Raw genomic sequence first — 13,413 nt, 5'->3', positions numbered from 1 at the left:
AGAATCCGTGATCACGGATTCTGGTAATCTGTGATCGCGGGTTGCACAAAAAAGTGGGGTTGCGTTATGAATCGATCGAATGTCACCGCATCTTTTGATGTGGTTCATCCAATTTTGGATATAATTGTCCAGATGTTTGCGCTGCTTACTACCGGTCGGTTGATGGGACATTTGGTACAGCAGAATGAATGGAAAAGTATTTTAACTATGTTTTTTGTCTTTGTGATGATATTTGTAATATCAAACAGAGCAGCTAATATTTACAATAATACATTATTTTTCTATAAGGATAGAATAATCAGAAGACAGAGTATGTCATTTATGGTGGCTGCTTTTTGCTGCGGCCTGGTATATTTATATTGCCTTGACAGGTCTGTAAGTGGCAAATTTCTGATGTTTTTCATGGTAAATTCTTACATATTATTACTACTTGAAATAGTGATCTTCCGTAACATGATCGACAGGATCATTAATAGGAAACATGTGCCCAGGTGTGTGTATATCGGAAGTAAGGATTCTTATAATAAATTCAGATACTTCCTTAATAAGACACCGCTTATGGTCAACGAGATAGGCTATATAAGTTTTGATGATGATAATGATTCATTGGAATATATAGGAAGCGTGTCACATCTTCCTGAACTTATTAGAAAGTACAACATAGACCATGTATATCTTTTGCAAAAGCGAGAGATGGATATTAAGCGTATCCAACAGATAATTGATACCTGTATTCAGATGGGAATCACATGCAGAGTTGTGGTTGATATATACAGAAGGAGAAAGGCATTTTCCTATAACAGCAGTATAGGTACATATCCTATCATGACTTATCATACAGTAAGTATGAATACTCAGGAGGCTGCGCTTAAGAGGATATTTGACATATTTTTTGCGATAGTTGGAATAGTGCTTACATCACCATTGATGATTATTACAGCTATTGCGATTAAGCTGGATTCTCCCGGGCCTGCGATTTTTAAACAGGTAAGAGTGGGCAAAAATGGCAGACATTTCAAAATCTGGAAATTCAGAAGCATGTATGTGGATGCTGAAGAACGTAAGGCAGAGCTAGAGGAGCTTAATGAAGTAAAAGATGGAATGATGTTCAAAATCAAGGATGACCCCAGAATAACAAGAGTGGGTAAGTTCATCCGCAGAACGAGCATTGACGAGCTTCCTCAGTTTTTCAATGTGCTTTCCGGATCTATGAGTTTCGTTGGTACCAGACCACCAACGATTGATGAAGTTGAGAAATATACCAATGATCAGTGGAGAAGAATCAGCATAAAACCCGGAATTACGGGTATGTGGCAGACAAATGGCAGAAGTACTGTCACTGATTTTTCAGAGGTTGTTGGAATGGATGTAGATTATATAGATAACTGGACACCGTTAATGGATATAAAGATTATGTTCAAAACGGTGCTTGAGATATTAAAGCTTAAAGGTTCGTATTGATTTAGGAGCAAAGATGAAAATTGCAATGATTGGTCACAAGCGTATACCTTCCAGAGAAGGGGGGATAGAGATAGTTGTACAGGAGCTGGCCACGCGTCTTGTGAAAATGGGTCATTCGGTTACGGTTTATAACCGCATGGGTAGGCATGTATCAGACAAAAATGCGGATAAAGAATCACATAGATTAAGATCATACAGGGGAATACGCATTGTTCATATTCCAACTCCCAGCATGAAGGCGCTAAATGCTTTTGCATATTCATTTTTGGCGACGATCGGAGCACTTTTGGGTAATTATGATGTCATACATTATCATGCAGAGGGACCTGCAGCTATGCTCATAATACCTCATATGTTTGGCATCAGAACTGTAGCTACAATCCACGGTCTTGACTGGCAGAGAGCCAAGTGGGGCGGCTTTGCTACCAAGTACCTTAAGTTCGGTGAGAAAATAGCAGCCCGCTACGCTGATGAGGTTATAGTTTTGTCTCGTAATGTACAGCAGTATTTTCTTGATAACTATAACAGGCAGACTATTTATATCCCTAATGGTGTTAATAAGACGGAGTTTAAAGAACCTGATAAGATAGCTGAGAAATTCAATCTGGAAAAAGAAAAGTACCTTCTCTATCTTGGGAGAATTGTACCTGAGAAGGGAATCATTTATCTTCTCAAGGCATTTGCCAAGATTGATACCGACATGAAACTGGTTATAGCAGGTGGTGGAAGCCATTCTGATGAATATGTAAATGAAGTAAAGCAGATAGCGGCAAAGGACAAGCGTGTTGTAATGACCGGTTTTGTCCAGGGAGATATGCTAACTGAACTGTTCAGTAACTGCTATATGTATGTACTTCCTAGTGATATCGAAGGCATGCCCATAAGCCTCCTTGAGGCTATGAGCTTTGGCAGAAAATGCCTTGCCAGTGATATTCCTGAGAATGCAGAAGCCTGCTGTGAATATGCCAAATACTTTAAGAAATCTGATGTGAATGATCTGGCAGAAAAAATTAAAGAGAGCATAGAGCATCCGGAGACCTTCCATTCTTTCGATGAAATTATGGATTATTGCTATAAAAGATTCGACTGGAATAAGGTTACAGGTGCAAGTGCCAGACTTTATATAGATACGATTCTAAACGTTGAGAGAATAAATAATATTTAAAAAATGTATGGATAAAATCCTCAAAAGTCTGTTATTAACGGGCTTTGGGGATTTTTTATTTGTAATATCATAAATTATCAAATGATACAAAAATAGTGCTGAACTGTATTCCATTTTTTAGATATATGCCTATACAATAATCACAAAAAATAGTGTAAAATTTCAAAGACTGTGTATACTTTATGAAAAAAAGATTTAATGTGCATTTTTGTAGGTGGGAGTGACAGATGGAGCAAAGAAATCATATGCTAAACCTGTTAAAAGGGATTGGATGTGTGGGTGTAGTATTTATCCATGTACCTTTTCCGGGTATGATAGGGACTGCAATGGCTAAGCTAGCGCAATTTACAGTACCTATATTTGCCATGATTGCCGGATATTACGCATTGAACTGCGATGAGGCCAAGATAAAAAAAAGACTATTTAGGATGTGTCATATTTTTTTAGTGGCATTGGTGTGGTGGCTTTTATATGCAGTTTTAATGCACTTTTATAATGGTGATTTTATTCAATGGGTAAAAAAAGAGTTAAGCATTGTAACGATTGTCAAATTTTTTGTTTTTATAAATCTGGATTTTGCAATACCACTCTGGTACCTGATAGGAATGATCGAGACATATATTGTTTGGTTTATGGCGGTTAAGTTCAAAAAGGAGAAGGATTTTGTCCACTTAATGCCTTTGTTGTTTCTGCTTCAATTTGTCTTGACTACATATTGCGAGACCAAGGGTCTGCCATGGTCATTTAAGATAAATTTTATTACAAGAATTCTTGCGTGGTTTTTATTGGGCTATAAAATTCATGATAATGAAGATAATATAATTGGTAAGGTAAATGGAATAAAGTTAGTTTGGGGTGTATTACTTGGGGAATTCATAGCATTTTTTCATGTTATATTCAAAAGTCGACTTGATTTTTCATGTGTTGGAATATTCTTAGTATCAGCATCTCTATTTATTGCAGCAATTAAGTATAAAGATATATCAGTTTCTAAAACCATAGAGTATCTGGGCGACAAACTATCTTTAAATGTATATATTTTTCATTCTATTATCGCGTGGATTTTTGTAGTTGTAGCTGAATGTTTATTGCCTATTGATACAGCAAATGGATTATTCCCTTGGATTAATCCGGTTTTGACTGCTGTAGCGACTATCTTCTTGGCTCAAATAATAGAAGCAAAGAAAAATTGAAATTATTAGAGGGAAATACTGTAATGCGTATTGCATTTTTAAATTTATGCCATACAGATCCGGTATTGGTAGCTAGATGTGCCAGAAGGTTATGTGCTGATCCGGATTTTGATATGTATATACACGTTGATGCAAAACAGGATATAGAGCCATTTAAGAAACATCTAAATGGAATAGACAGGGTTTACTTTACTCCTAACAGGCACAAAGTGTATTGGGGCGGATATAATGCGATTCATGCATGCTATGAATTGCTTAGAACTGCACTTAACAGTGATAGAAATTATGATTACTTTGTTATGATGCAGAATCTTGATTATCCCATTAAAAGCAATTCTTATATTAAGGAATTCTTTGAGGCAAACAATGGGAAGGAATTCATTAGAGGATGCCCGATTGGTGGGACTAAGGATTGGGAGTTTTCCAGGAAATATAAGCTTTACTATATGAAGGATAATCCTTATGGTAAAGCATCTAATAAGAATCCGCATAAGCTTCTGATAACGGCTGTTTCTACGCTGCTTAGTCTTACAACCATTGGCTTTAACGGAATAATAAAAGAAAAAGATGGTGATTATAAAATTTATTATGGCTGCGCACAGTGGGCAGTAACCAGACAGTGTGCAGAATATCTTGACAATTTTGAAGGGACGCATCCTAAATTCAACAGGAAGATGAAGATAATGCAGTTTCCTGATGAGGAGTACTTTCATACTGTCGTACATAATTCTGAGTTTAAGACTCATTGTATAAAGTACGATGAGCCGGAACAGAGATGGCTTGTAAATTGGAGGAACCTGACTTACTTTGAATTTCCAAGGGAAGTAACAGTGCTTACAAAGGCAGATTATGAGAGGATAAAAGACCGGCCTGATCTGTTCTGCAGGAAAGTAAGAAGTGAAGTTTCAGGGGAATTGCTGGAGTTGTTGGATAATGAGGGGGAAAATGAACGAGAAAGGCAAGCAGACATTACGTAAACTAAAACATATAGGAATGGTAGTGGTAGCTGGCGTTATTCCACTTTCAATCTGGAGAAAACTATATAGAAAACAAGGAAATTTGTCTATTACAAAACTCTTATGTATAAAGGGTATGCAGATACTTGCAAAGAAAGAGATTTCTCATCTGGTTGATGGAAACAAATATATGGTTTTTGATGAAGATATATATACATATAAGGTTTTTAATATGTGTTATATGTCTAATATTTTAGGGAAAGCTCTTCTTGCTACTACTTTGGGGGCGGTTCCTGTTTTTAGAATAGTTGATGCTGACGGAGATAACTATTTTCTGCAATTTTTTGATGAGATTATTGCTAAAGGACAGGAAGTTTATTCAGATAAGATATATGCTTATTCAAAAAAAGCTGCACCCGGGATTCGTTGGGATATGAGTTCAACTGAGAGAATAGCTTATCAGAAACTATACGAAAAATATTTTGTCTTAAAAAGCCAGGTTAAGGCAGAATACGATGCTGAACTTGAGAAGATGCAAAGAATTATAGGCTCTGATGATTCGGTGGGTATTGTATTAAGAGGAACGGACTATGTTCTAACCAAGCCCAAGGGACATCCGATTCAGCCGGATATAGAAGAAATTGTAGATATTCTGGAAAAGGAATTTCCGGAAGCATATTATTATGTTGCTACGGATGAAGAGCGCTTGTTAAATTTACTGAAGGATAAATTTGGGGATAGAGTTATCACCAGTGACAGCGTTTATTTTGATGGCATTTATGAAAAAGATGATAAGAGGATATCATATATTTCTTTTGACAGAGAAAATGATAAGTATCTTCGCGGTTTTGAGTATTTTAGAAAACTTTATGTGATGTCAAAGCTGAATAATGTAGTGTTTGGTATGAGCGGAGCATCAAGGATGGTATTGATAATGCGTTCTCCTGGTTTTGATAAGGAGAGAATTATTTATCATGGCTTGTATTAGTTCTGCTGGTGGAGTATTTAAATGAAAAAAGTTGCAATTCTCACAATTACAAATAGTGGAATGAACTTTGGAAACAGACTTCAGAATTATGCCTTACAAGAGGCTATAAAAAAGTGTGGAGCTGAAGTAAAAACTATCAGATCTGCTAAATCTGTGAGAGGTTCGTTGTTTTTATCAACAATAAGGCGAATGATAAAAACAGTTGTCAGAAATAGTAAGCGAAGAAGAATATATTCTAAGTTTGAGAATTCTTATATAGATTACGACAGTAAGATTAGATATGAAAATATAAACGAAGAGGATTTTGCGGATAAATATGATTGCTTTATTGCAGGCAGTGATCAGGTCTGGAATCCATATTTCCACTTTAATTCTGATTTTGAGTTTGCTACGTTTGCACCAAAGGAAAAGCGCTTTTCATATGCGGCAAGTATCGGTGTAAGCAATATTGACGAGGCTCATTTAGATAGGTTCACTTCCAATCTGAAAGGAATGCGGGAAATATCCGTAAGGGAAGAAGATAGCGTAGAGCTTGTAAAGAAACTTACAGGGATAACTCCTCAAAGGCATATTGATCCAACTATGCTTCTTGAGCCGGAGGATTATTATCTGCTTGAGGAAAAACCGGAATATGAGATGCCTGACAAATATCTGTTCATGTATTATCTCGGTAATATACCGGATGAATACTATAAGAAAGTGCAGGAAATAGCTGATAAAAAGGGTCTTAAGATTATTAAGTTTACTGAAACACCTGGAGAACCTTTCTATAATATAGGACCACAGCACTTTATATATTTAATTCATCATGCTGATTATATATGCACGGATTCGTTCCATGGAACGGTCTTTTCGTTATTATTTGAAAAGCAATTTGTGATTTTTACCAGACAGGATAAGGATGTGTCAATGAATAGCAGAATTGAAACGTTGGTAGATTTGTTTGGGATACATAATAGGCTGGCTTGTTATAATTCATCAGATTTATTCAATGATATTGATTATGTAACTATCAGGAATATTGTTCAAATAAATAGAAATGAGGCATATGAGTATTTGAGAAGCATAATTGTGGGGGAAAGATAATTTGGACAAAATTAGTATTATTGTACCTGTATATAACGTAGAAAAATATTTGAAGAGATGTGTAGAAAGTCTTATAAATCAGACATTTACAAATCTGGAGATTCTACTAATAGATGATGGTTCAAAGGATTCCAGTGGCAGATTGTGTGATGAGTTGGCTTTATTGGACGATAGGATAAAAGTATTTCATAAAGAAAATGGTGGCTTATCTGATGCAAGAAATTATGGAATAGAACGAGCTCAGGGAGATTTTTTATGTTTTGTCGATTCTGATGATTATATTGCCTCTGAGTATTGCTCATTGATGCACAAAATTGCACTTGATGAAAATGCTGATATAGTGATGTGTGGCGTAAAACGCTTTAGTGGAGATATATACGTAGGAAGCGATCTCGGTACCAATGAATATAAGATGATAAAATCCAGTGATGCACTGCGAGAAATGTATTCTGATGAAGGTGAAAAGTATACTATTGCTACAAATAAATTATACAGAAGAAGTGTAATTGGAACTATAAGATATCCTATAGGACGAATTAATGAGGATGAGTATACTACTTATAAATTCTTTTTAAATGTAGATCAAGTAGTGATTTTAGAAAAAAAACTATACTTCTATTTCTATAATAATAATAGTATTACCACAAATGAAAAATACTATAAAAATTTAGATATTTATGATGCTTTCGAAGAGAGGATACGGCTATTTGAAGAACATGGAAACCTTGATGAACAAATTGTACTAACGTATAAGGCATATATGGACAGGATTATTTTTAGATATAACAGGATAAGTAATGATGATAACGCCCGAAAAAAATTGATAAAACTATATAGAAATAAATATGAAAAAGTCAATAAGAAAATAAAGAAAATAGGATATACTATTTACTATTATTCACCTAGTATTTATTATTTGTTACTAAATATAAAGAAGAGAATGGAGGCTAAAAAGCAATAATTTGCTGATGAATTATGAGTGTTCCGAAGATTATACATTACTGCTGGTTTTCTGATTTAAATAAAAAAAATAAAGGCTTTCCTAAAGATGTAAATTATTGTATCGAAACTTGGAAGAATATATTGAAAGATTATAGAATTATAGAGTGGAATCAGTCTAATTTTGACATTAGTAAGAGTCCATTATATGTTCAAGAAGCATACAACAGTGGGAAATACGCTTTCGTAAGTGATTATGTAAGAGTATGGGCTTTATTTAATTATGGTGGTATTTATCTAGATACTGACGTCGAGGTATATAAAGACTTCGATGAATTTTTAAATAGTAAAGGCTTTTTTGGATTTGAAACAACAAAGCACATTGGTACTTGCATATTAGCATCAGAAAGTCACAATAGTTTGTTTTATGAAATATTACAAGAATACGGAAATAAAAGATTTATCAAGGAAAATGGTGAATATGATGAAACACCTAATCCGTCTTTATTAACTAATAAGCTATTAGAGAAAGGGCTAGCGCTTAATAATCAATATCAAAAAGTAGATGATTTTGATATATATCCAATGGATTATTTTTGTCCTTTTAATCCATATCGAGAATCTGGTAGTTGCTTTTCTAAAAGGACAGTGATTAATCATCATTTTTCGGGATCATGGAAAACACCTTCTGAATTACGGATAGGTCAAATAAGAAGATTTTGCAAGAAGCGATTTGGAGATAGGATAGGATGGGGGATTGCTAGGATAATATGTATCCCGTTTTATTTTAGGTCAAGAATTGACAATTATGGATGTAAAAGCACCCTGAAGTATTATTTAAGGAAAATAAATAAGAGGAAAAGAAATTAAAATATGCTATTTTCAATTATAGTTCCTGTATATAATGCTGAAAAGACAATTGCTAAATGTGTTGATAGTCTTTTGAGGCAGAAGGTTGATACTCAAATAATATTAGTAGAAAATGGTTCATCAGATAAATCGCTCGAATTATGTAAAGCATTAAATGAGCAATATAGTAATGTGGAACTGTATATTAGTGAGGAATCTGGTATATCTTTAGCAAGGAATATAGGATTATCACATGCAAATGGGGATGTCATTGGCTTTTGCGATGCTGACGATTACTATGATAAAGATGCCTTAGCTAAGGTAAAAGAAATATTTGATAAAAATGATATTGATATTGTATTTTCAGCATTTACTAGAGTATATAGAGATAGTTGCGAATTACAGGCAGTAAAGAAAGAAAGGATAATTAGTGTACATAAAGCTATAGAATATATTACTTGTTATCCTTGTATTATGGGGAGCGTATGGAATAAGTTCTATAAAAAAGAACTTATTGGAAATATTAGATTTGATAATGAATTGACTCATTTAGAGGATGGCTATTTTAATATCAGGTTGTTATCAGAGCACAGAGATTCCAAAGTATATGTAACAAAATGCTGCACATATTATTATATAGCCAATACTGAGAGCGTTACAGGGAATATAGAGAATTGCTATGATGTATGTGGCAATCTGAAATATAATGTATCGTTATACAAAATGCTGGATGATTTAGACTTATTTGAAAATGAAAAAAGATGCATAAAGGATAAAATATACAGATTGTCGGTAGAAAATATAAAAAAGATAAAACATCATCCTGATTGGTACAATAACAGCTATGACGAAATTAAAAAGAATTTTTTTGTATTTTTGTCTAGAGTAATAAGGTTTGATACCAAAAATAGAATAAAATTGGTTTTGAAAGGTTTAAGGATTTTGATAAAAGGAAAGAAAAATGAAAAAAATACTGCTTATTACCCTTCAAAGTGATAACATAGGGAACCGCCTTCAAAACTATGCACTTCAGGAAACACTTAAATCTATGGGATGTGAAGTGTGGACTCCTTATATGGAAGTGCCAGAATGGAATACAATAAAAAAACGCATCAAGAATTGTATGAGAGCAGTTCTGTATAAGGTGGGAAGACAAAATTATAAGAATGCTTATTTTAGATTGCGGAGAATTTGTAAATATGCATCATTCAATAGGAAATATATAGATCATTTATTTAAGCTTAGATATCAGGATGCCTTTAAAAAAAAATATGATGATTTTAAGTTTGCTGTTGTAGGAAGCGATCAAGTTTGGCATAAGTGGACTGATAATAAGAGTGAATTGGACTATTATTATCTGAAGTTTGTTCAAGAAGAGAAAAGAATATCATATGCACCAAGCTTTGGATTTGAAGATATCCCAATGGACGATAAGGCTATACATATTAATGGCTTACTTGGAATGAAAGCATTATCATGCCGAGAGCTGAGTGCTAGGGATATTATCAAAAGGTATACAGGAAGAGATGCTAAATTGGTTCTTGATCCAACACTACTAATAGATAAAGAAAGCTGGCTGAGATTAGAGAAGAAGTCTGGATTATATAAGAATAAGCCGTATATATTGATTTATTATTTGGGAACAAAAGATGATGAATATTTAAGGATAATAAATGAAGTAGCGGTTAATAATAATCTGGATATAATTGATGCTTTTGATGCAGGTAACTTAGAGTCTTTTTTGACTACACCGGATGAGTTTATATGGCTTGTTCACAATGCAGAGTATATATGCACTGATTCATTTCATGCTACTGTTTTTTCAATTATATTTGAAAAGAAGTTTTTGACATTTAAAAGAAAAGAAATCGGTATGGAAGAAATGTTCGGGAGGATAGAAACTTTACTTAGCTTTGTTGGACTTGAAGAAAGAATATATAGTGGAGATATTGCTCAATTATATAAAGAATATGTAAATAAAAGTATAAATGGTCTTCAGAAAGATTCATATAATTATTTGAAGAATGCCATAAGCTAACGTGATAAGCTTGGAGAAAAATAAATAAAACATGAAAATAGAACGAACAAAAAATGCTACAAGGAATATGATAGCTGGAATTATTCTCAAAATGCAGCAAATATTGATGCCATTCGTAATGCGGACAGCGATGATTTATTTCATGGGGGTCCAGTATTTAGGATTAAATTCTCTTTTCTCATCTGTTTTGCAGGTTTTAAATCTAGCTGAACTGGGAGTGGGAACAGCAATGGTTTTTAGTATGTATAAGCCAATAGCGGAGGATAATCACGATGAAATATGTGCATTAATGAAATTATATCGGTCTTATTATCGTATCATCGGCCTTGTTATAGCGTTGGTTGGTATTATATTGACACCTGTGATTCCCAGACTTATAAAGGGGGATATACCAAGTGATTTGAACATTTTTACATTATATTATATGAATTTAGGGGCAACTGTTCTGTCATATTGGCTATTTGCATATAAAAGTGCATTACTACAGGCTCATCAAAGGACGGACTTAGGGAGTAAGGTGGCAATTGTTACCAGTACGATACAATCTTTCCTTCAGTTTTTAACAATTTGGCTAATAAAAAACTATTATTGTTATTTAGCAATAGCAATACTTATTCAGGTTGTTAATAACATATGTGTTTCACTAATTGTGAATAAATATTATCCACAATATAAGGCAGTAGGGGATTTACCACAAGCAACTATATCATCAATAAATCATCGCGTTAAGGATTTATTTACTTCAAAAATCGGAGCAATAGTAGTCAATTCTGCGGATACAATAGTTGTGTCTGCTTTTTTGGGGTTGACGATGTTGGCAATTTATCAGAACTATTATTTTATTTTGACATCAGTAATTGGCTTTATATCGGTAGGCTTTAGTGCATGTACAGCGGGAATTGGGAATAGCCTAATAGTAGAATCAAAAGAGAAGAATTTTAATGACTTATCAAAATTTACATTTTTGATTTGTTGGATATCAGGTGTGTGTTCAACTTGTTTTTTAAATCTATATCAGCCCTTTATGAGATTATGGGTGGGAAATAAACTTATGCTAAACTACGCTGCAGTCGTTTGCTTTGTAATATATTTTTATATATATGAGATTAATTCTCTTTTGAATTTATATAAAGATGCTGGAGGTATATGGCATAAAGACAGGTTTCGGCCGTTAGTTACAGCTTTATCCAATTTGATAATGAATTTAATTATGGTTAACTTTTGGGGAATTTATGGGGTTCTATTGTCAACAGTAGTTTCTATGATCATTGTTGGAATGCCTTGGCTTTTTTACAATCTATTTAATACTATGTTTGAAAGAAGATATTTTAAAGGATATGTATTCGGATTGATTAGGTATACTTGTACATCATTTATAGTATGCGCTATTTCTGTTGGCATATGTAATTTAGTATTATTTGATGACGTCATCACACTGGGGATTAGATTTATAATTTGCGTTTTCGTTTCAAATGTTGCTTTTTTGATTGCTTATAGAAATACAACTGAATTATATGAATGTATAGAATTGATGTCAAAAATCACTCATGGAAAGATTAATTTTACAAAAATATACAAATATGTTAGGAAAACAGTGTGATGCGTATACTAAAGAAAGACTGCTGCGGTTGTGGCTCATGTGCTCAGATATGCCCGTCGCATTGCATTAAAATGCAAACTGATGATGAAGGGTTTCTTTACCCATATATAGATACTAATAACTGCAAGAAATGTAATCTATGTGAAAAAAGTTGCCCGATGTCACATATTGGGAACGATGATAGTCCACAAAAACCGATAAGCTTTGTGGCAAAAAATAATAGGTGTGAGAGATTACAAAGCTCGTCGGGTGGTGTTTTTGTACTGTTTGCTACAAAAATCATAAGCGAAGGAGGAATAGTCTATGGCGCTGCCTATGACGAGAATCTTTTGGTTCATCATATAGGTATTGATGATACAGAAAAGATATCTATGCTTATGGGGAGTAAATATCTTCAAAGTAGAACAGAAGACGTATTTGAAGATATACGGACAAAATTAGATTCAGGGAAGAAGGTACTTTATACAGGAACAGCTTGCCAAGTCAGCGGACTTAAAGCTTTTCTCAAACGTGACTACCCCAATCTATATACTATGGATGTACTGTGCCATGGAGTGCCATCTCCTGTTGTTTGGAAAAAATATTTACATAGCATAGGAAAGAAATATCAATCGGAAATTGTTAAAGCATTATTTAGGGATAAGAGTTCTGGGTGGCATAATTATTCTGTAACATTTTCTTTTGCTAATAATACCAATTTCACAGAACCATTTGGCAAAAATGTATATATGAGTATGTTTTTGCGTAATTTTATACTTCGACCATCCTGTTATGATTGTAAGTTTAAATCGTTAGACAGAGATTCAGATATTACAATTGGAGATGCATGGGGAATAGAAAAGATATTGCCTGAATTTGATGATGATAAAGGTGTATCCGTAATTATGCTAAGAACTGATAAGGGTGCCGCGTTATTTGATGGAATTTCTCAATATATAACATATGAAAATGTAGATATAGATAAGATTTTACCAAAAGATTCTGATGCTAGGAAATCTGTAGATATGCCCGATGGACGAGCACTGTTCTTTTTTCTTTTAAAAAGGGGGGGTTCGATTGAGAGTATGTACAATAGTATGAGTGATAGAAAGATATATAAAGTACTTAGAAAAATAATAAAAAATAGGAAATAGATGGA

At 33.7% G+C, this 13,413-nt stretch carries 12 protein-coding genes and 1 pseudogene; all 13 read left to right on the top strand.

The window, feature by feature from the left end:
• The first annotated feature begins 66 nt into the window (after positions 1 to 66).
• The 13 genes and pseudogenes from ACHCNF_RS03505 to ACHCNF_RS03445 all read left to right on the top strand — a co-directional run bounded on the left by ACHCNF_RS03505 (position 67) and on the right by ACHCNF_RS03445 (position 13,408).
• Complete coding sequence (locus tag ACHCNF_RS03505; RefSeq protein ID WP_408071415.1) at positions 67 to 1,461, top strand: sugar transferase; 1,395 nt, start codon at positions 67 to 69, stop codon at positions 1,459 to 1,461.
• A gap of 13 nt (positions 1,462 to 1,474) precedes the next feature.
• Positions 1,475 to 2,626 (top strand): glycosyltransferase family 4 protein, encoded by a 1,152-nt coding sequence (locus ACHCNF_RS03500; protein WP_408071414.1) that lies wholly within the window; start codon positions 1,475 to 1,477, stop codon positions 2,624 to 2,626.
• Between the two features lie 227 nt (positions 2,627 to 2,853).
• Positions 2,854 to 3,819, top strand: a complete 966-nt coding sequence (locus ACHCNF_RS03495) for an acyltransferase family protein (protein ID WP_408071413.1) — start codon at positions 2,854 to 2,856, stop codon at positions 3,817 to 3,819.
• Positions 3,816 to 4,796, top strand: coding sequence for a beta-1,6-N-acetylglucosaminyltransferase (locus ACHCNF_RS03490; protein ID WP_408071412.1), 981 nt, complete (start codon positions 3,816 to 3,818; stop codon positions 4,794 to 4,796). The genes ACHCNF_RS03495 and ACHCNF_RS03490 overlap by 4 nt, the downstream gene beginning before the upstream one ends.
• Positions 4,765 to 5,763: an O-fucosyltransferase family protein gene (locus tag ACHCNF_RS03485; RefSeq protein ID WP_408071411.1), complete on the top strand. Its 999-nt coding sequence runs from the start codon at positions 4,765 to 4,767 to the stop codon at positions 5,761 to 5,763. Before ACHCNF_RS03490 ends, ACHCNF_RS03485 begins: the two co-directional genes overlap by 32 nt.
• A 21-nt stretch (positions 5,764 to 5,784) precedes the next feature.
• Positions 5,785 to 6,849: a polysaccharide pyruvyl transferase family protein gene (locus tag ACHCNF_RS03480; RefSeq protein ID WP_408071410.1), complete on the top strand. Its 1,065-nt coding sequence runs from the start codon at positions 5,785 to 5,787 to the stop codon at positions 6,847 to 6,849.
• A 1-nt stretch (position 6,850) separates the two neighbouring features.
• Positions 6,851 to 7,810 carry a glycosyltransferase family 2 protein gene (locus ACHCNF_RS03475; protein ID WP_408071409.1) on the top strand — a complete coding sequence of 320 codons (960 nt, stop codon included), beginning with the start codon at positions 6,851 to 6,853 and terminating at the stop codon, positions 7,808 to 7,810.
• Positions 7,811 to 7,824: 14 nt separating this feature from the next.
• Positions 7,825 to 8,658 carry a glycosyltransferase family 32 protein gene (locus tag ACHCNF_RS03470; protein WP_408071408.1) on the top strand — a complete coding sequence of 278 codons (834 nt, stop codon included), beginning with the start codon at positions 7,825 to 7,827 and terminating at the stop codon, positions 8,656 to 8,658.
• A 3-nt stretch (positions 8,659 to 8,661) separates the two neighbouring features.
• The gene (locus ACHCNF_RS03465; protein WP_408071407.1) at positions 8,662 to 9,633 is read left to right on the top strand and encodes a glycosyltransferase family 2 protein; all 972 of its coding nucleotides are present in this window, start codon (positions 8,662 to 8,664) and stop codon (positions 9,631 to 9,633) included.
• Complete coding sequence (locus ACHCNF_RS03460; protein ID WP_408071406.1) at positions 9,599 to 10,675, top strand: polysaccharide pyruvyl transferase family protein; 1,077 nt, start codon at positions 9,599 to 9,601, stop codon at positions 10,673 to 10,675. The genes ACHCNF_RS03465 and ACHCNF_RS03460 overlap by 35 nt, the downstream gene beginning before the upstream one ends.
• Positions 10,676 to 10,706: 31 nt before the next feature.
• Positions 10,707 to 12,275, top strand: a complete 1,569-nt coding sequence (locus tag ACHCNF_RS03455) for a lipopolysaccharide biosynthesis protein (protein ID WP_408071405.1) — start codon at positions 10,707 to 10,709, stop codon at positions 12,273 to 12,275.
• Positions 12,275 to 12,424: pseudogene (locus ACHCNF_RS03450) on the top strand (4Fe-4S binding protein); the annotation flags it as partial. The gene ACHCNF_RS03455 and the pseudogene ACHCNF_RS03450, both read left to right, overlap by 1 nt.
• Before the next feature lie 9 nt (positions 12,425 to 12,433).
• The gene (locus tag ACHCNF_RS03445) at positions 12,434 to 13,408 is read left to right on the top strand and encodes a Coenzyme F420 hydrogenase/dehydrogenase, beta subunit C-terminal domain (RefSeq protein WP_408072186.1); all 975 of its coding nucleotides are present in this window, start codon (positions 12,434 to 12,436) and stop codon (positions 13,406 to 13,408) included.
• Positions 13,409 to 13,413 lie beyond the last annotated feature (5 nt).

It is taken from the genome of Butyrivibrio sp. NATIVEDY162, assembly GCF_045999815.1.
GTDB lineage: Bacteria > Bacillota > Clostridia > Lachnospirales > Lachnospiraceae > Butyrivibrio.
Note: the sequence above shows the minus strand (reverse complement) of the source record. Positions and strands in the feature narration are given on the sequence as shown.

Coding starts and splice junctions, on each gene's coding strand:
- ACHCNF_RS03505 (WP_408071415.1), top strand. CDS start 67: ATGAATCGATCGAATGTCACCGCATCTTTTGATGTGGTTCATCCAATT.
- ACHCNF_RS03500 (WP_408071414.1), top strand. CDS start 1,475: ATGAAAATTGCAATGATTGGTCACAAGCGTATACCTTCCAGAGAAGGG.
- ACHCNF_RS03495 (WP_408071413.1), top strand. CDS start 2,854: ATGGAGCAAAGAAATCATATGCTAAACCTGTTAAAAGGGATTGGATGT.
- ACHCNF_RS03485 (WP_408071411.1), top strand. CDS start 4,765: ATGAACGAGAAAGGCAAGCAGACATTACGTAAACTAAAACATATAGGA.
- ACHCNF_RS03480 (WP_408071410.1), top strand. CDS start 5,785: ATGAAAAAAGTTGCAATTCTCACAATTACAAATAGTGGAATGAACTTT.
- ACHCNF_RS03470 (WP_408071408.1), top strand. CDS start 7,825: ATGAGTGTTCCGAAGATTATACATTACTGCTGGTTTTCTGATTTAAAT.
- ACHCNF_RS03465 (WP_408071407.1), top strand. CDS start 8,662: ATGCTATTTTCAATTATAGTTCCTGTATATAATGCTGAAAAGACAATT.
- ACHCNF_RS03460 (WP_408071406.1), top strand. CDS start 9,599: ATGAAAAAAATACTGCTTATTACCCTTCAAAGTGATAACATAGGGAAC.
- ACHCNF_RS03455 (WP_408071405.1), top strand. CDS start 10,707: ATGAAAATAGAACGAACAAAAAATGCTACAAGGAATATGATAGCTGGA.
- ACHCNF_RS03445 (WP_408072186.1), top strand. CDS start 12,434: ATGTCACATATTGGGAACGATGATAGTCCACAAAAACCGATAAGCTTT.